This window comes from Claveliimonas sp., from assembly GCF_037273965.1.
Taxonomy (GTDB): domain Bacteria; phylum Bacillota; class Clostridia; order Lachnospirales; family Lachnospiraceae; genus Claveliimonas; species Claveliimonas bilis.
Genome location: NZ_JAYAZJ010000095.1, coordinates 1 through 24,428 on the forward strand (window position 1 = coordinate 1; position 24,428 = coordinate 24,428).

27 protein-coding genes and 1 pseudogene are annotated in these 24,428 nt (G+C 43.3%); 24 read left to right on the forward strand and 4 right to left on the reverse strand.

The features are described from left to right. Positions 1–76: 76 nt before the first annotated feature. The 6 genes and pseudogenes from WJ238_RS08880 to WJ238_RS08905 all read left to right on the forward strand — a co-directional run bounded on the left by WJ238_RS08880 (position 77) and on the right by WJ238_RS08905 (position 6,800). Complete coding sequence (locus WJ238_RS08880) at positions 77–1,036, forward strand: C40 family peptidase (RefSeq protein ID WP_337606715.1); 960 nt, start codon at positions 77–79, stop codon at positions 1,034–1,036. 84 nt (positions 1,037–1,120) lie between these two features. Next, the gene (locus tag WJ238_RS08885) at positions 1,121–1,804 is read left to right on the forward strand and encodes a response regulator transcription factor (protein ID WP_337606716.1); all 684 of its coding nucleotides are present in this window, start codon (positions 1,121–1,123) and stop codon (positions 1,802–1,804) included. Then, positions 1,801–2,754: a sensor histidine kinase gene (locus tag WJ238_RS08890; protein ID WP_337606717.1), complete on the forward strand. Its 954-nt coding sequence runs from the start codon at positions 1,801–1,803 to the stop codon at positions 2,752–2,754. Before WJ238_RS08885 ends, WJ238_RS08890 begins: the two co-directional genes overlap by 4 nt. Before the next feature lie 135 nt (positions 2,755–2,889). Continuing rightward, a pseudogene (locus tag WJ238_RS08895) lies at positions 2,890–3,587 on the forward strand (ABC transporter ATP-binding protein). A 13-nt stretch (positions 3,588–3,600) separates the two neighbouring features. After that, on the forward strand, positions 3,601–6,165 hold the full coding sequence (locus WJ238_RS08900) for an ABC transporter permease (protein ID WP_337606718.1): 2,565 nt from the start codon (positions 3,601–3,603) through the stop codon (positions 6,163–6,165). Between the two features lie 434 nt (positions 6,166–6,599). Beyond that, positions 6,600–6,800, forward strand: a complete 201-nt coding sequence (locus tag WJ238_RS08905) for a DUF1858 domain-containing protein (protein WP_230107409.1) — start codon at positions 6,600–6,602, stop codon at positions 6,798–6,800. Between the two features lie 181 nt (positions 6,801–6,981). On the opposite strand, the gene WJ238_RS08910 is transcribed toward WJ238_RS08905, so the two are convergent. The 3 genes from WJ238_RS08910 to WJ238_RS08930 all read right to left on the reverse strand — a co-directional run bounded on the left by WJ238_RS08910 (position 6,982) and on the right by WJ238_RS08930 (position 9,195). Next, complete coding sequence (locus tag WJ238_RS08910) at positions 6,982–7,158, reverse strand: hypothetical protein (RefSeq protein ID WP_230105289.1); 177 nt, start codon at positions 7,156–7,158, stop codon at positions 6,982–6,984. 40 nt (positions 7,159–7,198) lie between these two features. Next, the gene (locus WJ238_RS08915) at positions 7,199–8,350 is read right to left on the reverse strand and encodes an IS91 family transposase (RefSeq protein WP_524536997.1); all 1,152 of its coding nucleotides are present in this window, start codon (positions 8,348–8,350) and stop codon (positions 7,199–7,201) included. Between the two features lie 116 nt (positions 8,351–8,466). Beyond that, on the reverse strand, positions 8,467–9,195 hold the full coding sequence (locus WJ238_RS08930) for an adaptor protein MecA (protein ID WP_256193395.1): 729 nt from the start codon (positions 9,193–9,195) through the stop codon (positions 8,467–8,469). Between the two features lie 472 nt (positions 9,196–9,667). Here WJ238_RS08930 and WJ238_RS08935 point away from each other — a divergent pair, with 472 nt between their 5' ends. From WJ238_RS08935 to WJ238_RS08960, 6 genes are all read left to right on the forward strand, one after another. Continuing rightward, a complete protein-coding gene (locus WJ238_RS08935) occupies positions 9,668–9,889 on the forward strand; it encodes a hypothetical protein (protein WP_256193396.1) in 222 nt (73 codons plus the stop codon). 166 nt (positions 9,890–10,055) lie between these two features. Continuing rightward, on the forward strand, positions 10,056–11,852 hold the full coding sequence (locus WJ238_RS08940; protein WP_337606719.1) for a glycosyl hydrolase family 18 protein: 1,797 nt from the start codon (positions 10,056–10,058) through the stop codon (positions 11,850–11,852). A 50-nt stretch (positions 11,853–11,902) separates the two neighbouring features. Continuing rightward, positions 11,903–12,595, forward strand: coding sequence for an N-acetylmuramoyl-L-alanine amidase (locus WJ238_RS08945; RefSeq protein ID WP_524536998.1), 693 nt, complete (start codon positions 11,903–11,905; stop codon positions 12,593–12,595). 69 nt (positions 12,596–12,664) lie between these two features. Beyond that, on the forward strand, positions 12,665–13,678 hold the full coding sequence (locus tag WJ238_RS08950; RefSeq protein WP_316266002.1) for an L-threonylcarbamoyladenylate synthase: 1,014 nt from the start codon (positions 12,665–12,667) through the stop codon (positions 13,676–13,678). A 100-nt stretch (positions 13,679–13,778) separates the two neighbouring features. After that, positions 13,779–14,408: a uracil phosphoribosyltransferase gene (gene upp, locus WJ238_RS08955; RefSeq protein ID WP_230107403.1), complete on the forward strand. Its 630-nt coding sequence runs from the start codon at positions 13,779–13,781 to the stop codon at positions 14,406–14,408. Between the two features lie 20 nt (positions 14,409–14,428). Beyond that, positions 14,429–14,917: a deoxycytidylate deaminase gene (locus WJ238_RS08960; RefSeq protein WP_230107402.1), complete on the forward strand. Its 489-nt coding sequence runs from the start codon at positions 14,429–14,431 to the stop codon at positions 14,915–14,917. 71 nt (positions 14,918–14,988) lie between these two features. Here the strand turns inward: WJ238_RS08960 and WJ238_RS08965 are convergent, their stop codons facing one another. Next, positions 14,989–15,237 (reverse strand): DUF2508 family protein, encoded by a 249-nt coding sequence (locus WJ238_RS08965; RefSeq protein WP_230107401.1) that lies wholly within the window; start codon positions 15,235–15,237, stop codon positions 14,989–14,991. A 114-nt stretch (positions 15,238–15,351) separates the two neighbouring features. Between WJ238_RS08965 and WJ238_RS08970 the strand changes: the two genes are divergently transcribed. From WJ238_RS08970 to WJ238_RS09025, 12 genes are all read left to right on the forward strand, one after another. Further along, entirely contained in the window at positions 15,352–15,561 is a 210-nt protein-coding gene (locus WJ238_RS08970) for a pro-sigmaK processing inhibitor BofA family protein (RefSeq protein WP_230107400.1), read from the forward strand. Positions 15,562–15,776: 215 nt separating this feature from the next. Continuing rightward, a complete protein-coding gene (locus tag WJ238_RS08975) occupies positions 15,777–16,751 on the forward strand; it encodes a P-loop NTPase family protein (protein ID WP_230107399.1) in 975 nt (324 codons plus the stop codon). Then, positions 16,681–17,898: a TadA family conjugal transfer-associated ATPase gene (locus WJ238_RS08980; RefSeq protein WP_230107398.1), complete on the forward strand. Its 1,218-nt coding sequence runs from the start codon at positions 16,681–16,683 to the stop codon at positions 17,896–17,898. The genes WJ238_RS08975 and WJ238_RS08980 overlap by 71 nt, the downstream gene beginning before the upstream one ends. A gap of 7 nt (positions 17,899–17,905) precedes the next feature. After that, positions 17,906–18,601, forward strand: coding sequence for a type II secretion system F family protein (locus WJ238_RS08985; protein ID WP_337606720.1), 696 nt, complete (start codon positions 17,906–17,908; stop codon positions 18,599–18,601). After that, positions 18,601–19,824, forward strand: a complete 1,224-nt coding sequence (locus WJ238_RS08990; protein ID WP_337606721.1) for a type II secretion system F family protein — start codon at positions 18,601–18,603, stop codon at positions 19,822–19,824. The genes WJ238_RS08985 and WJ238_RS08990 overlap by 1 nt, the downstream gene beginning before the upstream one ends. Before the next feature lie 22 nt (positions 19,825–19,846). After that, positions 19,847–20,023, forward strand: coding sequence for a Flp1 family type IVb pilin (locus WJ238_RS08995; protein WP_230107395.1), 177 nt, complete (start codon positions 19,847–19,849; stop codon positions 20,021–20,023). A 43-nt stretch (positions 20,024–20,066) separates the two neighbouring features. Further along, positions 20,067–21,413 carry a DUF5702 domain-containing protein gene (locus WJ238_RS09000; RefSeq protein WP_337606722.1) on the forward strand — a complete coding sequence of 449 codons (1,347 nt, stop codon included), beginning with the start codon at positions 20,067–20,069 and terminating at the stop codon, positions 21,411–21,413. A 117-nt stretch (positions 21,414–21,530) separates the two neighbouring features. Further along, a complete protein-coding gene (locus WJ238_RS09005) occupies positions 21,531–22,352 on the forward strand; it encodes a TadE/TadG family type IV pilus assembly protein (RefSeq protein ID WP_337606723.1) in 822 nt (273 codons plus the stop codon). Then, the gene (locus WJ238_RS09010; protein WP_230107392.1) at positions 22,343–22,804 is read left to right on the forward strand and encodes a prepilin peptidase; all 462 of its coding nucleotides are present in this window, start codon (positions 22,343–22,345) and stop codon (positions 22,802–22,804) included. Before WJ238_RS09005 ends, WJ238_RS09010 begins: the two co-directional genes overlap by 10 nt. Then, positions 22,797–23,222, forward strand: a complete 426-nt coding sequence (locus WJ238_RS09015) for a TadE family protein (RefSeq protein ID WP_337606724.1) — start codon at positions 22,797–22,799, stop codon at positions 23,220–23,222. Before WJ238_RS09010 ends, WJ238_RS09015 begins: the two co-directional genes overlap by 8 nt. A gap of 10 nt (positions 23,223–23,232) precedes the next feature. After that, on the forward strand, positions 23,233–24,012 hold the full coding sequence (locus tag WJ238_RS09020; protein WP_316267923.1) for a DUF6382 domain-containing protein: 780 nt from the start codon (positions 23,233–23,235) through the stop codon (positions 24,010–24,012). Positions 24,013–24,163: 151 nt separating this feature from the next. Next, positions 24,164–24,428: rhomboid family intramembrane serine protease (locus WJ238_RS09025; protein WP_337606725.1), on the forward strand; the 265-nt coding region annotated here is incomplete at its 3' end.

Genomic DNA, 24,428 nt, shown 5'->3' on the forward strand with positions numbered 1-24,428 from the left:
ATCGTAACATTTGTAACAATTCTGTAATATTTACAAAAGATAAGAAAACATAAACGAAAGATCGAGGAGGTTGTTTATGAATTCTAATCTTAAAAGAGGATTGTTCTTAGTTACTTTGGCAGGAGTAATTTCAATTTCCGGGGAGACAGCAAAAGCAGCTGATTCGGATAAAGCTACAGAAGCAGCGCTTCCGAATGTGGGAATTGAAGCGGTATTAAATGACTGTTACGCGTCAGATGAAAAGATTAATGTGGAGAGTTATTTAGTGCCGACAGAAAAAGGAGAGTATTCAGATATGGCGTTCACAAACGTGGGGACAGATACTTTTCTGTTTGTGCGAAGTGAACCAACGACACAGAGTGAATGGGTAGGAAAGTTGTATACGGATTATGCAGCCCAGATTATCGGACCAGTAGGAGAATGGACAAAAATTCGGTCGGGTTCCGTAACAGGGTATGTATATACAGACTATATTATAATAGGAAATAAGTCACAGCAAAAAGCCCAGGAACTCATACAAAATTCTGAAGGCCAGACAGAAGAGGAGGCCTTCCGCTACGCCGAATCCAGGCAGGAGGAAGAGGAACGGCTGGCAAGAGAAGCAGCAGAAGCCGCCGCAGCTGCACAGGAAAGGGCAGAGGCAGAAAGACAAGCCCGGGAAGCGGCAGCTGCCAAGGCGGCTCAGGCTGCATCAAGTATCGGACAGGCAATTGTAGATTATGCCTGTCAGTTTGTCGGAAATCCGTATGTATGGGGAGGGACAAGCCTTACAAATGGAGCAGACTGTTCCGGTTTTGTCCAATCTGTATATGCACATTTTGGGATCAGCCTTCCGCGGACTACCTGGGATCAGGAAAATGTGGGTACAGGCATCAGCTATGACCAGGCATTGCCGGGGGATTTGATCCTGTACGAAGGACATGTGGGAATTTATATGGGAGATGGACAGATAGTAAATGCCATCAATCCTTCAAAAGGAATCGGAGTCATTCCTGCAACCTGCATGAGCATAAAGACCGTTCGACGAGTATTGTAAATGAAAGTTTCCCTTGTCAGGCGCATTTGCAGGATGATAAAATGGGATTGCACAAGATATCATTAGCAGGATGAGGGAAACCAGATGAAACGCATATTGTTGATCGAGGATGACAAAGATTTGAACAAAGGGCTGGTATATGACCTGGAAATGCATGATTACAGGGTATATCCAGCTTTTTCTTTATCGGAAGGAATGTTATATCTGGAAGAAAATAAAGTGGATCTGATTTTGCCGGATGGAAATCTTCCGGATGGAGATGGATTTGATTTTTGCCGGCAGGTGAAGAAAGAAAAGGAGACAGCGGTTATTTTTCTTACGGCAAGAGATATGGAGCAGGATGAACTGCAAGGATTTGACTGCGGAGCGGACGACTATATCACAAAGCCCTTTCATATGCCGATCCTTCGCCGGAGAATAGAGGCGGCGCTTCGCAAAACCGGCCGGCAGGAGCAAAGAAGAGAGAACTCTGTATACCGGGATGACGCGCTTCTTATCGACTTTGAAAATCTGCAGGCCAGACTGAACGGCAGGGAACTCCTGCTGACACCGACGGAATTTCGGATCTTAAGACTGATGACTGTAAATAGGACAGTGACAAAACAGCTTTTACTGGAAAAAATCTGGGATACATCAGGCAGTTTTGTAGATGAACATACTGTTGCAGTCAATATCAACCGTCTTCGGAAAAAGCTGGAAGGGAGCGGGCACGAATATATTAAGACGGTGTACGGCATGGGATACCAGTGGAGGGGGATGGAAATATGAGGCCGGGTATGGAATTGATTTTGGCGGGAACCCTGCTGGGAGCTGCTTTGATCATACTTTTGCTCGCCGTGCTGGCGCTGCTTTTGACAAGAAAAAATCTGACGGAATACAGTCGGAAGCTTTCCTATACACTGGATCGCATGATAAGCGGAGATAAGGAGATTGCCTTTGAGGAAGAAAAGGAGACACTGATCGGAAGAATACAGGTCAAAATGAGACAGGTCTACGAGATTATGCAGGCTCAGGCAGATCAGAGATGGGAAGAAAAGAAACAGATGGAAGAGATTGTCAGCGATATTTCCCATCAGGTTAAGACGCCTATTGCCAATCTGCGCATGTATCATGAGCTGGCGGCCCAGGAGCCTGAGAAAGCCGGGGAATTTATGGAGGCAGAGGAAAGGCAGATTGATAAGCTGGAATTTCTCATGAAGACTATGATAAAAATGTCCAGGCTGGAGACAGGACTGATAGAAGTAAAACCGCTGAAAAATAAGGTTTACGACCTGATTTTTCAGGCAGTGTGCACCATCGCTTTGAAAGCGGAGAAAAAAGAGATAGATATAGAGGTGGAATGCAGTGAGAACCTGGAGGCGCTGTTTGACAGGAAATGGACAGTGGAAGCGCTGGCCAATATTCTTGATAATGCGGTAAAATACAGCGGGAAGGGCAGCAGGATACGGATCAGAGCCGACAGGACGGACTATTTTGTGAGGATACGTGTGGAGGATGAGGGAAGAGGGATTCGGGAAGATAATCTTCCCAATATTTTTAAAAGGTTTTACCGGGAAAAGGAAAGCAATGATGTAGAGGGTGTGGGAATCGGACTTTATCTGACTCGTCAGATTATTATGCAGGAAAAAGGATTTGTAGAGGCGTTGTCCCGACAGGGGATCGGATCTGTCTTTTCTCTGCATTTGCCTGCTGATGTACCGGAGACTTTTGAGGGATAAGGCAGACAGAAGTCATAAGATTATCTCGAAACTGTGATATTTTTGAGAGCAGTTTGAGATAATCTTTTTTTATGATGTAGAAAACGGAGGTTTCCTTCACAGGAAAAATCGCAGGACAGAAAGGACAGAAGAATTATGAACTATATTTTGGAAGCACAGAACCTGAAAAAATATTATGGAAAAGAGCCCAACATTACAAAAGCATTGGACGGTGTCAGCCTTGCAGTGGGGCAGGGAGAGTTTGTCTCCATCATTGGAACCAGCGGAAGTGGAAAATCTACGCTTCTGAATATGCTGGGAGGTCTGGATGTGCCGGACTTTGGCGAAATTATTATTCGGGGAAAAAGATTGCCAAGATGAACGATGAGCAGCTTTCTATCTTCCGGAGGAGAAATATCGGATTTGTATTTCAGAATTACAATCTGGTTCCGATTCTGAATGTGTATCAGAATATCGTCCTTCCTATTGAGCTGGACGGGAATCAGGTGGATAAGGAGTATGTGGAAAAAATTATCCGTATGCTGCACCTGGAAGAAAAGCTGGAAAATCTGCCGAACAATCTGTCCGGCGGACAGCAGCAGAGGGTGGCGATCGCAAGAGCCCTTGCCAGCAAGCCGGCGATCATCCTGGCGGATGAGTCTACAGGAAATCTGGACTCCAGGACATCCCTGGAGGTGATGGAACTTCTGCGGATGACAAGTACGGAATTTGACCAGACGTTGGTAATGATCACACACAATCCTGAAATTGCTCAGGTGGCTGACAGGATGATCCGCATCGAAGATGGAAGGATCGTTAAAGGAGCGCCGTCTGTCAGGGAGAATCTGGGATAGAGGAGGAATAGAGATGCTTTTAGAAAATGACAATAAAAAATTTATCCGGACGTTATCCAACAACTGTCTGAAAGCAAATAAAATCCGCAATGCGATTGCTCTTCTTGCCATTATGCTGACGGCCCTCCTTTTTACGGCAGTAGCGACCATTCTCCAGGGGACTCAGATTAGTGTGCGGGAGCAGACGATCCGCCAGTCGGGAACAAGATTTATGGCTTCGATTAAATTCACAACGGCTGAAAAAACGAAAGAGCTTATGGAAGATCCGTTGTGGGAAACCGCGAGTGTAGAGCGGGTACTTTGGAAGATAGTGAATCCGGAGCTTATGGACATCAGTGTCAACATGGCGTGGATGGAGGAAACTTATGCAAAGAACAGTTATATGGAGATTGAGGAAGGGCATATGCCCGAGGAAGAATACGAGTTTGCCTGTGATACGGAGATTCTGCGGCTTCTGGGGATCCCGGAGGAAACAGGAACAAAGGTGAACATACAGTATCTGACGGATGAGGGAGTAAAAGAAGAAACCATGACGCTTAGCGGATACTGGGAGGGAGAAAAATATGAACAGACTGCTGAAGTGATGGTGTCGGAGGCATTCCTCGAAAAGAGGATTGATGAAAGCACCATCGCCCATGACGCCAGCGTCCCGGGATCTTACTGTATCCGCGGAAGCTTTGCTACGGATGAGGATGTGGAAGGCCAGTTAAACACGGTGATCGCCAACGCCGGATTTGATCCCGACGCAGAAAGAGGAGAAGAGGGATTTGTGGTTCATCACACGAATCCGGCCTATGAGAACAGGAATGAAATGGGAGGCGGAATGATAGCAGCAGCGGTTTTTGGAGTGCTGATGATCCTCCTGGCAGGCTATCTTATTATTTACAACATATTTCGCATTTCTATACTGAAAGATATTCGGCTGTACGGTCAGCTCAAAACGATCGGTACCTCGCCGAAGCAGCTGAAATATATGGTAAAGCGGCAGGGATATCTTCTGGCGCTGGCAGGGATTCCGGCAGGGCTTATCTTAGGCTGGCTTCTTGGAAATGTACTTCTGCCCCTTATCATGGCAAGTACAACAGTGGGAGAGTCTGTATTTATAATGCCCCATCCCGCTGTGTGGGTGGTGTCGGCAGCCTTTACCTTTCTTACCGTGTGGATCAGCTGCGGCCGCCCCGGAAAGCTGGCAGCCAGAGTATCTCCTGTGGAAGCGCTGCGATATCAGGACGGTGAGGAAGGCGGCAAAGCCAAAAAGAAAGGCAGAGATTCCCATCATCGGATTTTCCAGATGGTGTCGGCAAATTTAAAACGAAACAGAGGGAAGACAGTCCTTGTGGTCATGAGCATCGCCTTGAGCCTTATTCTTTTGAACAGCGTACTTGGTGCGACAGGATGCTTTGATAAAGAGATATATGTCCGCCGGAATGCAGTAACTGATTTTATTGTGCACAGCGGAAATTATGGGAATTTCAGTGTAGATGATTATACAAAAACACTGAATCCGAAGCTTTCCGGAAAGCTAAGTGAAATGGAAAATGTAAAAAATTTTGGGGAAGTATACTGCCATATTCTTCCGCCGGAACAGGTTACGGACATCGAGCAGGGATCCCTGATCAATATTACAGAGATTAACGGGAAAAGGACGAATATTGTAACCGAAGGCACAAAAGAAGAATTTGGAAATGCAGTTTCAGAGTTTGACTGGCGCCGTACAGTTTACGGGTGGAGCAGAAATATTCTGAATGATGTGACATTGATAGAAGGAGAACTGGATTATGACAAGTTGAACAGCGGAAACTACGTGATTATGGCAGGATTTTTAGGAGATGACGGCCTCTATGCGAAAGAGTCTCAGGAGTTCCATGCCGGTGATAAAATCCGGCTGGATATTGGCGGGGAAGAAAAGGAGTATGAAGTGCTTGCTGTGGCAGGTGCAGTGCATAATCTGACACTGGATTCTTCTTTGGGAGGATATGAGGCGGTTGTGTTTTCAAAGGAACAGTTTCAGGCTATATTCCCGGATGATACAGATCCGCTGGTCTGTGCATTTGATGCCGAGGAAGGTACGTTTGCCGAGGTAAACAGCGAGGCAGAACAGATCACATCCCAGTTGAACAGCAGCATGATCACCCGATTGTCGGAAGAAAGAGAGTTCGATGAGATACAGAGTACGTATCGGATTGTGGGAATCGTACTGGCGGCGGTCTTTGCCGTGATCGGCATCCTGAATCTTATCAATGTCATTTTGACCGGAGCGATTGCAAGACAGAACGAGTTTGCTGTCATGCGGAGTATTGGCATGAGCCAGAGACAGCTTAAGAAGCTGTTCATCTATGAAGGTGTCCTGTACGCCCTCCTGGCCGGGGCAGTAGGTATAACAGCCAGTGCGGCAGTTTCGCTTACTGCAGTAAAAGCAATCGTATCTAACTGGTGGTTTGCCAGGTACTCTTTATCAGTCCTTCCTGCATTTGAGGCGGCCCTTATATGCAGCCTTCTGGCAGCAGGAATTGCGTGGGTGATCGACCGTATGTGGAATAAAGGAAGCATTGTAGAAAAATTAAGAAGAATAGAGTAGAAAACGGACAGGAAAGGGCGTATTTGCTACCTTTCTTGTCCGCTTTTTCTTTGATAACTTATGTAATGTTTCGAAAATCGAAATAATGTACAATTTACACAAATTTGTAAAAACCTGGAAAATTTTGTAAAAAAGACTTATCCAAGTTATCCACATAAAAAACCATGAAAAAGGTGGAAAAATCAAAGTTTTTGAAAACTTATCCACATTATCCACATGGATATCCCGGTTTTTGGTGGATTACTTACGTCAAATAAAAGAACGAATGTTTTGTGAAGAAATGATAAAAATGAGTTTTTGTCGAAAAAACAGGAAAAGAAACTTGACAAATAAATAACCAGAAATTAACGAGAAATTTATTTTAAATGTTTACACAATGAAAGAAAGCAGATATAATAAAAACTACGTGGAAGATAAAGGAGGATTAATGAATTATGGTAAATAAAGAAATGACAATTGGCGAATTGTTAAGTGTAAATCCAGATGTGGCACCGATTCTCATGGAAATCGGAATGCATTGCCTTGGCTGCCCGGCTTCCCAGGGTGAAACATTAGAAGAGGCAGCTATGGTACATGGGATCGATGCGAATCTGCTGGTAGAAAAGATCAATGCGTTTATCAATGCCAATGCATAAATCAGGTTTTCTGGATTCAGGAAAGCAAAACATCCGGACAAGTCCTTGGACTGACCGGATGTTTTTTTTGTCACTTTATAGGAAATTCCGATTTTTGGATAAGGGGGAAAAGAAGCCCTGCTGATCGAACATATGTTAAATCAACAGGAGAATGGACATGACAATAGGACGATGGTTAGATTTAGAAGATATAAAAACCTTCTTCTCCAAATAAATCGTCAAAAGGGTCGCCTTCATTCAGAAAATAATCCATATCCAGAAGGTCATCCTCGCTCATATGGCGAATGTCCTCGGATGTCATTCCTTCGGGGGGATTCTCTATGTATTTTTTGCGCAGTTCCTCGATATCTGGTTTCATGGTAAACAACCTCCTTTGAGAGGATTATATCATAACAGTTCTATGCGGAGGAACGCTTTCCACGAGATTTGGACATTACCTTCTCGTACATTTCTTCGAGAGGTACGCGCTTGTGGTTGTAATAGAGTTCCAGGAACTCCAGTTTATGATTACACTCGGAGCAATACAGGGGGTCATATCCGAAGGAGAGAAAAATAGAAGTTCTCCACCCTGTGAAACTGCGGTATATCCTATGTTTCTCTTTTGAGATGACACGGTGCAGTTTTGAATCAATCTTACGGTGCCGTGCATACAGACCGCCATAGCGGATCATTTTAAAATGTTTTTCCGGGATGTGTCGGATGAGACGTTTTATGAAATCCATAACAGGCAAAGTTTCTTCCACATACTGTTCATCTTCGTGACGGTTATAGTGGAAAGTAACGGTATCTGTGTCATACCGATCAATCCTGGAAGTGGCGATTACTGGCCTGCCAAGATAGCGGCCGATGTATTTGGCTACTACTTTCGGATTGCAGAGATTCGGTTTGGCATAAACATAGAAGCCATGTTTATGCTGAGTGTAACATTTCGCTTTCACTTTTTTGAAAGAAGATCCAATCCGGTCTTCCAGTTCATTGAGAAGAGCCGTGCGGAAAGCATTGCGCAGATAGTTGTAGTTAAAGTGCTTTACATGGCGCCAGAAGCCGTCGTCACTGTAGCCGCCTTCGGAAAGGAGACAGTGAATGTGGGGATTCCATTTGAGATCGCGGCCAAAAGTATGAAGGACCATGATATAGCCGGGAGTAAAATTTTTGGCATGGTTCAGATTGAAAAACATCCTTGATATTACACTGGAGACGGAATGGAAGAGACAGTTCAGGAGAGATCGGTCCTGAAGAAAAAAGGAACGGAGATTTTCATCAATGGTAAAAACACAATGGCGGTGTTGGACACTAACGAGTTTGAAAGACATACTGGTGGTGCGTTCCATAGCATATTTGTTGCCACATGAAGGGCAAAAACGGCTGTGACAGCGGAAAGGAACGAATTTGAAGTTCCCGCAGTGCGGACAACAGTACATGGCACCGCCAAAAGAAGGATCACCGCAGTTGATCATCTTATTGATATTTTCTATCTCAGTTTCTCTGGGATGAAGAGTATATTTAATTTCTTCATAATGGTCTGCAAAGATTCTTTGTAAGATGTTCATAAGACTATTATGCAAGAAAAAGTAATAAAAGAAAACCCCCTATCCCCTCATGATTGAGGGGCAGGGGAGTTGAATAGGCGAAGCCTATTTTTTATTATTGATTTTTAAGTCTTTGATTAAATCTGTGAAAGATTCTGTACTGCATCCGCAGACAGTATAATCTCACAATGCTCTTCCAGATATGCCAGGGAGGCGCTGGAAGCTTTTTCCAAAGTTCCGTACTCGGACAGCATATTGCAGATTCGGTTAAATTCCCGTGTTGTGTGGTCTGACTGTGTCAGGGCAAGAATGTACATATCGGCTTTATGATCTTTATACAATGTGTTGGAACCGAAATATATTGACTGCAGCAGATGAGCTGCATGAATCACCTGATCCATATTGGTAAAAGAAAACAGCCGGAGGGAAAGAGAGCGCTCTTTTTCTGACTTCTTATCGGAAGTTTCCGGCACGGAGGAAACACTTTCCTTAACTTTTCCCAGGAGATTTAAAAGCTCCTCGGCGCCTTCCAGCTTTTCAAGGGCTGATTCCTTTACGGAGTCCCATTCTCCTCCCGGAGAAGGGGCAAATTTAGAAAATCTAGTATCGAGTTCCTCAGGATCTTCGACTTTTGTGATTATCAGCACGATTGAATCGGAAGAAGCGGGAATCGCTTCTATCATAAGAGGAATATCCTCGGCTTCAAAACCGAATTCAAATGCCGCTTGTTGCATCATATCATGGAAAAGTGATTTTGCCTTTTCAGTTCCATAGGCAAGTTCGCTTAACTGAAGCTGCCTGTCAGCTAAATCAGCACGTGTAAGAGTACAGCGAATCTGATTATCGTTGATCTTTTCAATCTTCATAATTATCACTTCCTTTTTCACAGTATATCATATGGGATGATCAGAGTTCAATAAAATAAAAATAAAAAAAGCTTGCGTTAACATAAAAACAAGTGCTATAATACCAATACAGAAATTAGTATTCCCAAATCATACATTCTTAGAATAGATCTGTCAATCAGATTTTATTTACGATCAGGTAATCTCAATGTAAATCTAGTAACCAATCAACAATATTTCAAACAAGTCGGATCAGACGCAATTCAACAGGAAAGTTTTATTTAATCAGAAAAAGTTCAAAAACATGTTTCAACAAGAAAAAGATCTGCTCGAAAAATGTTGAAAGAAGCGAGTGCTGTTTCTGTAATCAGACATATTTTAATATATCACGCACTTCCATAAGGAGATATGTCTGAACGTAAGTTTTAGTTATATTCCATTTTATGCAGACGGAAGGAAAAGGTTTCTTTGCAGCAGGAAAAAGGAGGCTGTGATGCCGGAAGAAAGAAAGGAATTTCAGGAAATGTTCAGTGAGCTGAACATGTATGAAAAACGGGGAGTATATATTGCAATGGAGGGAAAACCGGCAAGCCCAACACAGATCGTACAGGCGCATATGGTGAGTGAAGATTCCGGATATATGAGAGATTATGTTTTAAATGAAAACGGAGATCTGAAAGAGTTGTACTTCTATCATGTTAACCAGAGTATTTAAAAGTAAAAAAGCGCAGACACCCCTCGCGGAATAACGGAGAACAGTCCAGCCGCGCCATGTGGCAACCCTGTGGCTGAACTGTTACAAAAATATTCTTAAATGTCGAAATAAATAATGACGGAACCTGCAAAAGTTGATATAATGAGGTATATGTGGGAGGTGCAGCATGGAACAAAGACGCAGAAGGCGCCGTAGAAGGCGGCCGCAGTCAAGACGGAGAAGAAAGCGTAACCTGATTCTGAAAGTAGGTTTTTTCATAATACTGATAGTGGGAATTATTGCAGCTGTCTTTTTGTGGAGAAGATACGGACCCTCAAAAGAACAGGCGGATTTAAACGGATATTATGGAATAGAAAGTGAAGACCAGCTCGCTATCGTTGTAAATAATGATATTCTTGAACCAAAAGGAATGATATCGGATGGAAGAGCTTACGTAGAATACAGCATTGTCCGGGATTATATCAATCAGAGATTCTATTGGGATCCGAGCGAAAACATCCTGCTTTATACACTGCCCAATGATACGGTATCGGTAGATGTGGGAAGCACGGATTATACGGTTTCAAAACAGAAAAACACCGGGGATTACGTCATTTTAAAGACAGAAGGAAGTACAGCTTACATTGCGCTGGATTTTGTGAAACAGTATACGGATATGGAATATGAAGTCTATGACGACCCCAGTCGAGTGGTTGTAGTGACAGAGACCGGGGAAGTGAAGGTAGCAGAGGCGAAGAAAGATACGCAGGTACGTTATCAGGGCGGAGTAAAGAGTCCGGTACTTACAGAAATCAGTAAAAATGACATCGTAACTTATATTGAGGACGAAGGCGACTGGAAAAAAGTCCGCACGGAAGATGGATTTATTGGATATGTAAAGAAAAGCGCGCTTCGCGATGAGGAGACTCAGAAAATAGACAGAGGATTTGAAGAGCCTGAATATACCAATATTTCCAAGGATTATACTATTAACATGGCATGGCATAATGTTACAAACAGCGATGCCAACAGCAGTGTTCTGGAAATGATCGCCAGTACGAAAGGACTGACAACTATTTCACCTACCTGGTTCCATGTGGCAGATACATCCGGCAACCTGGAATCCATTGCTACAGCGGACTATGTGAATTACGCACATCAGTCAGATATAGAAGTCTGGGCGGCGATACGTGATTTCGACGGCGGAATTAATTCCGCGGAAGAATCCTATGAATTATTAAGCCATACTGCAAACAGGACAAATCTGATCAATCAGCTCATGTCAGAGGCACTCAGAGTAGGGCTGGATGGAATTAATGTAGATTTTGAAAAAATTTCCGATGAGTGCGGAGAACATTACATTCAGTTTATCCGGGAGCTGTCTGTACAGTGCCGGAAAAACGGTATAGTACTTTCTGTGGACAATTATGTGCCGCAGTCTTATAATCAGCAGTATCATCGGGAAGAACAGGGAGTTGTTGCCGACTATGTAGTCATCATGGGCTATGATGAACATTACAGCGGTTCCCCGGAGGCAGGCTCAGTTGCTTCTTACGATTTTGTAAAGGCAGGTATTGAGAATACGCTCAAGGAAGTGCCGGCAGAGAAGGTGATCAATGCGGTGCCGTTCTTTACGAGAGTATGGAAAGAAACGCCTAAGACAGAAGAGGAGCTGGCAGCAGACCAGGGAACAGATGCGGAGCAGTATACTACAAAAGTAGAAAGCACAGCTTACAGCATGGCAGAAGCAAAAGCCGTAGTGCAGCAGGCAGGAGTCACTGCACAGTGGGATGACACGACCAAACAGAATTACGCGGAGTGGGAAGCGGATGGAGCGACCTATAAAGTATGGTTGGAAGATACCCAGTCTCTTGAGCCGAGACTTCAGCTTATGAAGGATTATAAACTGGCAGGTACAGCGGCGTGGCGCCTGGGTCAGGAAGAATCAGATGTCTGGGAACTGATTTTGAAATATGTAAATTAATAAACATCTCCTGACAGACATATATTAAATAAAATATATGTTGTCAGGAGATGTTTTTTTTGCGGAAAGGATTGGAGTTTATTTTGGCGCTGGCTGTTCTTGCAGGGCTTGTCTTTGCAGGAAGAGAAGTCAGCCGGTATGCGTCGGCACAGAAGGTAGAGGCCAATAAGCTGGTTGTGCTGGATCCGGGGCATGGAGGAAGAGACCCGGGAAAGGTGGGAGTCGGGGATGTCCTGGAAAAAGATCTGAATCTTGCCATAGCAAAGAAGGTGAAGAAAATACTGGAGAAGGATGGACTGGAAGTCATTATGACAAGAGAGAAAGACGAGATGCTCTGTTCGGAAGATGCTTCTAATAAAAAAGTAGAAGATCTGAAAAACAGAATTGAACTTATTAACAGCAATGAACCGGCAGTGACAGTGAGCATTCACCAGAACAGTTATCCCGATGAAACAGTAAAAGGGTCTCAGATTTTTTATTTTACTCATTCGGCGGAGGGAAAAGAGGCGGCGGAAAGAATGCAGGAGGAATTTCTTGCCGCATTTCCCGATAATACGCGGGAGTTAAAAGCGAACGATACATACTATCTTCTGAAAAAAACAGAAGTTCCCACCATTATTGTGGAATGCGGATTTTTGAGCAACAGTGAGGAAACAAAGCTTTTAAGCCAGGATGAATATCAGTTGAAACTGGCAAAAACGATTGCCAAAGGGATAGAAAGCTGGGCAGTGACGGCAGGGTAGTAAAAAGCAGGAAATAATGTTATAATGGAAAACATGGAAACAAAAGTAGAAAGAATAAATCGAGAACAAATGAATATGGAAATAATCCGTGAAGCGGGCAGTATTTTAAAAAAAGGAGGACTGGTTGCCTTTCCGACGGAAACAGTATACGGTCTTGGGGCAAACGCCTTGGATGAAAAAGCCGCAGCAAAGACTTATGCGGCCAAGGGAAGACCATCTGATAATCCTCTGATCGTTCACATTGCCAGGCTGGAAGATTTATATGAGGTGGCAGAGCATGTGCCGGAGAAGGCAGAGACTCTGGCGCGAAAATTCTGGCCGGGACCGCTTACGATGATCTTTGAAAAAACCTCTATTGTGCCCTATGGAACAACGGGAGGGCTGGAGACAGTTGCCGTTCGTATGCCGGATGATGAGATTGCAAGAGCACTGATCCTTGCCGGAGGCGGATATGTTTCCGGCCCAAGTGCCAATACATCAGGAAGGCCAAGCCCCACTACCGCCGGACATGTGATGGATGATCTGAACGGGAAAATAGAAATGATCCTGGATGGAGGAGCAGTTCATATCGGGGTGGAATCCACGATTGTAGATATGACTTCGGAGCCGCCTATGATCTTAAGGCCCGGTGCGGTAACAAAAGAAATGCTGGAAAAAGAAATCGGACAGGTCCTGGTGGATCATGCTGTCTTAGATGCAGACAGTAAAACGCCTCCCAAGGCTCCGGGAATGAAATACCGCCATTATGCGCCAAAGGCAGAATTGACTGTCATAGAAGGAGAGCTGGAATCTGTTGTAAGTACGATTCAAAAGATGGCGGGAGAAAAAGAGGAGCAGGGATACAGAACAGGTATCATCGCCACAGAAGAAACAGTAAACAGATATTCAGGAAGCAATATAAAATGTATTGGAACCAGAGAAGACGAAAGTACAGTGGCGGCAAATCTTTACGGCATTCTTCGGGAATTTGACGCTGATGGTACGGATTATATTTACAGTGAATCCTTTGATGCAGAAGGGATCGGAAGCGCTGTGATGAACCGGCTTTTGAAAGCAGCCGGACATCGTGTGATCAAAATTTAAGAAAGGGGCAGCAGCAGTGATACTGCCGCTGAGGTAATAAGTGCCGATCCCTTGTATATCGGCGCTGGGAAAATAAGATAAAATCAGGAGGAAAAAACAAATGTCAAATGTATATGTAATGGACCACCCGCTGATCCAACATAAAATCGGCTTTATCCGCCGGCAGGAGGTGGGGTCAAAGGACTTTCGGGCTATTGTCAGTGAGATTGCGATGCTGATGTGTTTTGAAGCAACGAGAGATCTGAAGCTGCAGGATGTAGAGATTACCACGCCTATATGTCCTACCGTGGCGAAAGAACTGGAAGGAAAGAAGCTGGCGATCATACCGATCCTTCGGGCAGGCCTGGGAATGGTGGAAGGGATGCTTCAGCTCATACCTGCGGCAAAGGTGGGCCATATCGGATTATACAGAGATCCGGAGACATTGAACCCGGTGGAATATTACTGCAAACTCCCGGCAGACTGCGATGAAAGAGAAGTCTTTGTTGTAGATCCCATGCTGGCAACCGGAGGCTCCTGTTCCGCGGCTATTGAGCTTTTGAAAGCAAAAGGAGTAAAGAAGATCCGTTTCCTCTGTGTGATCGCAGCGCCGGAAGGAGTGGCGAGAATGCAGAAGGAGCATCCGGATGTAGATCTTTATATAGGCGCGCTGGACGATCATTTGAACGATCATGGATACATTGTACCGGGGCTTGGAGATGCCGGCGACCGCATTTTTGGTACAAAATAGCACAAAGGGGGAAGGACGAGATGGGAAGCAAAAGAGAAGGATATATAAGCTGGGATGAATATTTCATGGGAGTGGCAATCTTATCCGGACAGCGTTCTAAAGATCCGAATACACAGGTAGGGTGCTGTATTGTAAGCCAGGATAACAAGATTCTTTCCATGGGATACAATGGCTTGCCGATCGGATGTTCTGACGATGAATTTCCCTGGGACAGAGAGGGAGACGATCCCCTTGATACAAAATATGTCTATACTGTGCACAGCGAATTGAATGCGATATTAAATTACAGAGGAGGCAGCCTGGAAGGCGCTAAATTGTACGTTTCCCTGTTTCCCTGTAATGAATGTGCAAAAGCGATCATACAAAGTGGAATAAAAGAAGTGATCTATGACTGCAACAAATATGAAGGGACCCCGTCTGTGACCGCATCAAAGAGAATGTTCGACGCGGCGGGAGTGAAATATCACCAGTATAAGCGAACGGGAAGAAAGATAGAAATAGAGTTGTAATGCAATTTGGGACGTAACAAACTTTAAAAGTGTTACGTCCCAAATTGCATTAAGTGGTGGGTAAAACTGCGTTATACCCTGGGTAAAATTGATTTTGCCTGCCGGAGGAGAAAGCTATACCGCTTCCATGCGGCGTTTCCCCTGTAAATGTAACAGTCGATAAGATCAGGATCAGAAGCATTCTGGAAGTTATTGTAGGCATCTTCAATTTCCTGTCTGGCAAGAGCGATCTCTTCTGCAATATCAAAATTATCTTTGTCGAAAGACAGTCTTCTATAAATATCCTCTTCAGCTGCTTTTCCCCGTTGAAATAGTTTCATTGCGGCGGTCACCTCCATGGCTTTTTCCTCTTTATTCCTAGTATAGCCAGAAAGGTAGAATAAAATACCGTCAGGAAGGATATATATGGAAAAAGAGGAAAAGCAGGAAAAAATATGTCGGAAGAAAAACCAGGAATAATTTTTAATTTTTTTATCAGAGCATTAATAGGAATGGCAATTATTTTCTTTGTAAACTATTTTCTTGACAGCAGGGGAATTGAAGCGTCAGTAGGGATGAACGGGGTTTCGTTTTTGACATCCGGAATCCTTGGTATTCCTGGGGTTGCGTTGCTTTATGGTATTGTTCTCTATAAAGTTTTGTAGAAATCTCACAAAGTTTACATATCTTTCGAAAAGCTATGGACATTTATGGAAGACAGGGATATAATACATTCTACAAGTTGTCATAACTTGTATCTGATTGAATCTTGTTGAACGTCTGAATTGTTTCTGGAGTTCTTATGCCATTCGGTTAAGAAATTCAAAAACGCAAGCAAAACTGAATATGGAGTTATTTTTTTAGTAACAGGAGGGAACTTGTGAGCAGCAAAAACTTGGTCATCTGTGATCCGGATTCAGAATACGCTGCCAGGCTGGCTGTCTATTTCAGCGGGAAAAGGGAACTTGCCTTTCAAGTGAAAACATGCAGTTGTCCCCAGCAGATACAGCCGATCCTGGAAAAAGGTACCATCGATTTTCTCATGCTGGCGGAAGAGTTTTATGAACCATATCCGGATGAAGTGGTAAAAACTTCGGGCAAGCTTATTCTTCTGTCATCGGAAAAAAGGGAAATCTGTGCCGATTCCTGTCCGTCAGTTTTTAAATATCAGCCGGCGGAAAATATTTTTACAGAGCTTCTGCAAATATGCGCGAAAGAAAAGCAGGAGGATATTCTGAAGATACGAAAAGACAAGGAAGGCAGGATCATAGGATTTTATTCTCCTGTCCGCCGTCTCGGACAGACAGCGATGGCGTTGGAAATGAGCAGGGAGTTATCGAAAAAGGAAAACGTATTGTATCTGAATCTTGAAACTTACGCGGGCATAGACGGATACTTTCCGGACGAAACGCAGAAAAATTTATCTGTACTTCTGTATTATCTGAAACAGGAAACGAGGAATCTGGGACTGATATTGGCTGGATTGATCTGCCAGTGTGAAGGAGTAGACTATATTCCGCCGGTTCAGATTCCGGATGATCTTAAAGAAATTTCAGCAGATGAGTGGATATGGCTTTTTGAGGAAATTCTGACAGGAAGCATTTATGATGTGCTGATATTGGACATAGGCGAGAGCATACAGGGGATTGTAAAAATTTTAAATGTCTGCGACGAAATATACATGCCTGTCTCAGATGACCGGTCTGCTGCTTCCAAAATCCGCCAGTTTGAGCGAATGCTGCTTCAGTCGGGAAGCAGTGAAACAGCAGAGAGGGTGGTTCGATGTGATTTCAGAAGAACAGCTGCAGGAAAAAATTATGAAAAGGCTCGATCTATCAAAGGAAATCGAAGATGATGAGCTGACGGGTCTGATATTCCGCGTGCTTGCAGAAGAAAGCGAGATGGAATATATTCCGCTGCAGAAAAAGGTAAGCCTGGGAAGAGAATTATTCAATGTTTTTCGAAAATTGGATGTATTGCAGGACTTTATTGAAGACGAAGAAATTACTGAAATTATGATTAATGGAACGCAAAATATTTTTGTGGAAAAAAGAGGAAAACTTTATCTGACAGATAAAAGATTTCCATCCAGAACCCGGTTAGAGGATGTGGTGCAGCAAATTGTGTCGGGAGCAAATCGCATGGTCAATGAGGCTTCCCCCATCGTGGATGCCAGGCTGGCTGACGGATCCAGGGTAAATGTCGTACTTTATCCCGTGGCTCTTAACGGTCCCATTGTAACCATCAGAAAATTTCCACAAGAGCAGATTACTATGAAGGAACTGATCAGACTTGGTGCTCTAAGTGAAGAGTTGGCTGAATTTTTAAAAATGCTGGTAGTATCGGGATACAATATTTTCATAAGCGGCGGGACAGGTTCTGGAAAGACGACGTTGTTGAATGCACTGTCGCAATTTATTCCCAAGGATGAAAGAATCATTACGATCGAAGATAACGCAGAGCTGCAGATCCAGGGGGTTCCAAATCTGGTAAGGCTGGAAGCAAGAAATCCAAATGCAGAAGGAACCGGAGAAATCACCATACGCAGTTTGATACGCTCGGCTCTTCGGATGCGGCCGGACCGGATTATTGTAGGGGAGGTCAGAGGACCGGAGACAATTGACATGATACAGGCAATGTCTACCGGTCATAAAGGAAGCCTTAGCACCGGACATTCGGACAGTCCAAAGGACATGCTTCAAAGACTGGAAACCATGGTGATTATGGGAATGGACATTCCTCTGGCAGCTGTTCAAAGACAGATTGCGTCGGCTATAGATATCATTATACACATTGGCAGACTGCGTGATAAAAGCAGGAAAATACTGGAGGTGGTAGAGGTTCTGAATTATGAGGAGGCTCAGATTAAAACAAGACCACTCTATGAATTTGAGGAAACAGAAGGAGGAAAACCGGGGGAAATGGTTAAGGGAAGCTGGAAAAAAGCTGCTGAGTTATTCCACAAAGAAAAATTATTTTCAGCAGGATATCAGGAAATATGAATATGTTGTGGCATTTACAAAAGCTGTGGCTCTTTTGGGGCTGATCGCATACTTGTATTACGAATCTATATGGGCGTTTTTTCTTCTGACACCGGCGATAGTCGGATATATGAAGATTTGGGAACAGGAATGTGTACAACAAAAGGAAAGAGAATTTCGGCAGCAGTTTCAGGAGGCGATCCGCTTGATGCTGGCTTCGCTGAATGTAGGGTATTCCTTGGAGAACGCTATAAAAGAAACAAAAAAAGATCTTGATATACTTTATAATGGACAAACGGCAATCCAAAGAGAGTTTACCTATATGATCCGCCAGGTTTTTGTTCAAATTCCTACGGAACAGATTTTGGAGGAGTGGGCGGACCGGGTAAAGCAGGAAGACCTGCAGAATTTTGTAAATGTTTTTGTGACAGCAAAAAGAAGCGGAGGGGATCTTCTGTCTATTATCAGAGATTCTATTGGGCAGATCAGGGACAAAATCGAAGTGGAAAGAGAAATCGAAACACTGATCGCTGCTAAAAAGTATGAATTTAAAGTAATGTCAGCGATTCCCTTTGGAATTATCGGATATATGAAAATCAGTTTTCCGGAATTTATGGAAATCTTATACGGAAATGTTTTAGGAGTAGGAGTGATGAGTATATGTCTGATGATATACGCCGGAGCCTACTATTTTGGACAAAGAATTGTAAATATAGAAATTTAATGGCAGCGGTGTTGGTGATAACCGGAATCCTGGCAGCGGTTCTTCTTGCAAGCGATATTAGAAAATCCATTGTTTCGCAGAAAACGATTTCAAGAAATTCCTATGGAGAAGGAACGGTAAAAAAGCAGCTGGAGATTTCGGCAGACGGTCAAAAAATGGAAGAACCAATCGAGATTGAGATAATGGAAAGGCAGTATACAGCCGGAGAAATTCAGGAGGTATTCCGTCGAGCGGCAGAGCAGATAGAAAGACTGGCATTGGCAGAAAATGAAAGTGCGGAAAAGGTGCAGACGGATCTTAATCTGGTTACAAGTATTCCGGATGAGCCTGTAAAAGTAGAGTGGGAGCTGGACCGTTACGATATTATGGACATCAATGGGAAACTTCATGAGGAGACGGTTGAAGAATTGGAACAAAAGGGCGAAGCGGGGATCCTGGTACAGTTAAAGGCATACCTGACTTATACAGAAGATGAGACTAAGCAGGCTATGCATGAGATGACAGTTCGCGTGTATCCTCCGGTGAAAACAAAGACAGAAAATCTAATCGCGGACATTAAAACAGAAATCTCAAGAATAGATACGAAAAATAAGACAAAAGAAATAATAAAATTACCTGAAAAAGTAAATGGAAAGGAAATTTCGTATTACTATCCTATGGACTTCCGGGGATTAACTGTGTTGATTATGGGGATTGTGGTGGCAGTACTTCTGTTTTTCCTGGACAGACAAAACAGGAAAAAAGAACAAGATGACAGAGACAGGCAGATGATGCAGGATTATCCCCGGATTGTAAGCCAGCTTAATCTGCTTTTAAGCGCCGGGATGAGTACAAAAAGCGCATGGAAAAAGATTATAGATGAATATAAGAAAAAGAAGATAAAGGGAAAGAAAAGGTACGCCTATGAGGAGATGGAGGCGGCCTGGAATGAAATGTGCAGCGGAGTACCGGAAAGAGAGTGTTACGAGCAGTTTGGAAGCAGGTGCAGGCTGCAGGCATATATGAAATTAGGGACGCTGCTGTCCCAGAACCTGAGGAAAGGGACGAAGGGGCTGGCAGATATGCTGCGTCTGGAAGGGATTCATGCTTTTGAAGAGAAGAAAGCATTGGCAAAAAGATTAGGCGAAGAAGCGGGGACAAAACTTCTTCTTCCCATGTTTTTTATGCTGGCGGTTGTGATGATCATCATTATTGTTCCGGCCTTTTTATCCATTCAACTATAGAGTTTATAAGAAAGGAGAACATATGTGGAGACTACATTATTTTATGCATTTGATGAAAGAAAAAAAGGGAATTGGCGTAGTGGAAGTGATTTTAATTTTAGTTGTGCTGATTGGGCTTGTCATTATTTTTAAGTCCCAGCTTACCAGCCTGGTCCAGACTATATTTCAGAAAATTACAAGTGAAAGTGCAGGAATCTGAAACGTTGGAGAACCTGCGGGGAGAAATGACTGCTTTTTTAGCATTGATTTTTATTTTGCTGATTTCCTTTGCAGGTTCTTTGATGGAAAGCGTTTCTATACAAAGCGCGAAAAACTACAGAAGAGCGGATATGAACCGGGCGGTGGAATCGGTGTTTGCAGAGTATCAGAAAGAGATGCTGGAAGAATTTGATCTGTTTGTCCTGGAAGGAAGTTATGAAAGTGGCAGCTATTCTAAGGATAGGATCATGGATCGGCTTTCCTATTATGGTGCGGGAAATATGGAGCACAGTATAAAAAGAATGGAAATTATCACGGACCGAGGAGGAGCACCTTTTCTTGAACAGGTGAATCAGTGGGTAAAGCATAAATACGGTTTGGATAAGCTGGATGGGCTGCTGGGAGAGGCGCAAAGTTGGAAAAGCCAGAGCGAAGAGGCAAAGAAGTTCCAGAAAGAGGAAGAAAATCAAAATCAGACACTGGAAGATTTGCTGAAGGAAAATGAGCAGCAGCTGCCGACAGAAGATAATCCTTTAAATACAGTTTCCGGGCTGAAAAATTCTCCGCTTTTAAACCTTGTTATGCCGAAGGAAAAAACAGTATCAGCGAAAAGTGTCGAACTTTCTTCCATGGTATTTCACAGAAGCCTGGAAGAAGGATATGGAGACTTCCAGGATGTTTCAGATGGGACAGGCGCTTCTTCTCTGGCGCTGGGAGTATATCTTTTAGAGCACTTTCAATCGGCAGTTTCAAAAGAGGAGAGTGATACCGGGGCAGTAGCAAGTGCGCTGGAGTATGAATTGGAATACATACTTGGCGGAAAAGGCAGCGACAGAGAAAATCTGGAATATGTTGTACAGCGGCTCCTGGCTATCCGAGTAGTTCCTAATTATATTTATCTGCAAAGCGACAGTGCAAAGAAGGCGGAAGCAAGAGCGATGGCGCTTACTTTGTGCACATTGCTGGCTGTCCCGGCAATTACGGAGGCAGTTATGCAGGCGCTTCTGTTTGCCTGGGCCTTTGGAGAGAGCGTGGTGGATATAAGAGCTTTGCTGGACGGAAGAAAAGTACCTTTAACGAAAGATCGGCAAAGCTGGCAGCTTCAGTTGTCCGCCCTGTCCCGGCTGGGAGAAGAGGGAGAATGGAACAGCGGACAAGATTCAGAAAAAGGATTGGATTATACCGATTATATAAGAATCTTACTTTTCCTGCAAAACACCGGGCAGACAGCCCGGCGCAGCCTGAATCTGATGGAGCAGAAATTGAGAACAGAGAAGGGATTTACCTGGTTTCGGGCAGATTACTGCATCACAAAAATAGAGTTTGAATCTGTTTGCAAACTTCGCAGAGGGATCAATTACCGCTTTGCTACCTATTTCGGATATAACTAGATTTTATATATTGCTGAATTTCAGAGATTTACCTATATAGCCAGACAAAAGAGAAGCCGGAAACATGGAAAGGCGTCCTTTTGAAGGAATTATTTACTATGGAAAGAGAGGTGCAAAATGGCTTTCACGGATACAACCATGTTCTTTAATCAAAATATCTCACATCGTCATCATTGTTTGTTGAACAAAAGGGCGCCTTTCTGTGTTTCCGGAAGTATAACAATAGAGGCAGCGCTGGCTGTTCCTATGTTTTTTCTGGCAATTATTGCACTTTGCTATATGATGGAAGTAATGTCAGTGCGGACAAGCATACGAAGCGGAATGCAGTCGGCGGGGAAGATGGCGGCCAGAGAAGCATATATGAAGCCGGTTCTCATTCCGGGAGAGATTGAAAAAACGGTGATTGAGTCAATTGGAGAAGAGCGGCTGGAGCAAAGTATTATAGAAGGTGGCAGTCAGGGAATACGCTGTGAAAAATCCTACATGTCTCCGGTGACAGGACTTATGGAGATCCGGGTAAATTACAGAGTGTTTCTTCCGGTGCGATTCTTTGGACAAATTACAGTACCGATGGAAGAGTCCTGCAGATTAAAAGGATGGATAGGATACGAGAAAACAGGATTTTTACATAGGGATGAAACCGTTGTTTATATTACAGAGACAGGGATGGTCTACCACAAAGACTATCACTGTACCTATCTGGAGCTGTCGATCAAAACAGTACCGTCCAATGAGGTAGATGCTCTTAGAAATAAAAGCCAGGGGAAATATTATCCCTGTGAACGGTGTACAGGCCACCAGCTGGGGGAAGAAGTGTATATTACAGATTATGGAAATCGCTATCATTCATCTTTAAGCTGCAGCGGTCTGAAAAGAACAATTTATGCAGTACCGCTGTCAGAGGCGGCGGGGAAAGGAGCTTGTTCAAAATGCGGATAACAAAAATCATTCAGGAACTTAATGTGGAAAACCTGATATGTTTAGGGGTTCTGACAGGAATTTCTGTGTATGATATATTATTCAGGAAAATTTCCGGATTTGTCCTGATGTTGGGAAGTATACTGGCAATAGGATATGGACTGACCGTATCGGAAAATCCCTGGTATATTTGTGCGGCAGGAGCGGCAGTTGGAGGCATCTTGCTGGGAATTGCCTATGTGACAGATCAGGCGGTGGGATATGGAGACGGTTGGCTTTTGGCAGCGCTTGGTGTCTATCTGGGAATCTGGGCTGTTCTTGAAGTGCTGATCGTGGCATGGGGGCTGATGGCAGGGGCGGCCGCAGTGTGCCTTGTAAAGAAAAGATGGTCCAGACATGCAGCTCTTCCAATGACGCCGTTTGTAACTTTTGGTTTTATTATATTTATGGTCAGTGAATGTATTTATGAGTGACAGGAAAAAGGATAAGTCAATATTAAAAAAGAAATATCAGGGAAGCCTGACTGTGGAGGCAGCATATCTGATGCCGGTGATAGGGATGATATTAGCAGTCAGCATTTTGGTATTATTTTATTTTCATGACAAGAATATTATTTCTTCATGCGCTTATGAAACTGCAGTAGTTGGGAGTACAAAGGCGAGAGAAAAAGATGGTGTCAGTTCTGATATTCTGATCCGGGCTTTTCAGGAGAGGATACATGGGAAATGTATCCTCTTTCCGGATGCAGCTGTGGAGGTGCAGGTGAAAGAAAACATGATCTTAGTTCATGCTTATTCCCGAAGAAAGGGAATGACAGTATCGACAGAGCATAGAATGAAAGTGACGGATCCTGAAAAATATATACGTGATCTTCGAAGAATCGGGAAATAAGGGAGAAGATATGTTAGAAAAGGAATATGGAATAGAAAAGGCAGAGTATAGAAGAGGACTTGAGCAGACTATGCTGATATTTGAAGGAGAAACTGCCTACATAGAAGATTATCAAATGAAAATGCTGGAAGAAAATCATATAAAAGGGTTTTTGGATGTAAGGGGGAGGGGACAGGATGGAACCAGTTTGTATGAATATGATATTACTGGAAAAAGAAGCATAAAATCGATCTATGAAGAAAGAAAAATCACTATAAGAGAAATGAAAAAATTTACAAAAAAAGTCTTGGCACTGCTAAGAGAAGCATCAAGATATCTTTTGGATGCGGATAGGATTGTTTTGGATCCGGAATTTATTTTTTATGAAAATGGGGAATATGCTTTCTGTTACTATCCGCTGGGAGGATGGGATGTATGGAAGGCTTTTCATAAACTAACAGAACATTTTGTGCAGTGGACAGATTATCAGGATGACAATAGCGTGAAATGCGCTTTTTTGCTGCATAAGGAAACTATGCGTGAAAATTATAGTCTGAGGAAAATTTTGAAAAAACTGGAAGAAGATGAAGAAGAAAAAAAGACAGTAATACTTCAGCATACAGAACAAGAACCTGCGGAATATTCATATGACACAAAAGAACATGACTGGATTACAAGTCAGGAAATGGGAAGCAGTATACTGCGAGAGACGGATAATATGTGGAACCCGGTAAAAAATTTTCTGAAACGCCATAAAAAACCAGCATGGAAAGCGTGGGACGGAATTTATATTGATGAAGAAGAATTATAACAAAATGTAGTAATTTGCAGGAAATGTTTCAATCTGTTGACGGAAGAAGAAAAATACACACTCCGTTTCGATTTATGATATAATATCGTCAGACACTATATCTTTGCCCCAAGAAGTGTACATTTGGGCAGACTTCATTAAAGGAGAAAAAATGTACCAGAAAAAGGCAGTATTTACAATTGGATTATTGGCAGTAAACGTGGCAGTATTTTTCTTTCTGGTATTTCAGGGAAGAACAGAAGATCCGATCTTCATGATAGAACATGGCGCTATGCTTACTCCTTTGGTGGAGCAAGGTGAGTATTATCGAATGATCAGCAGCATCTTTTTGCACTTTGATTTTTCTCATCTTATGAACAATATGCTAAGCCTTGGGTTGTTGGGGTGGCAGCTGGAATTGACAGTTGGAAAAATAA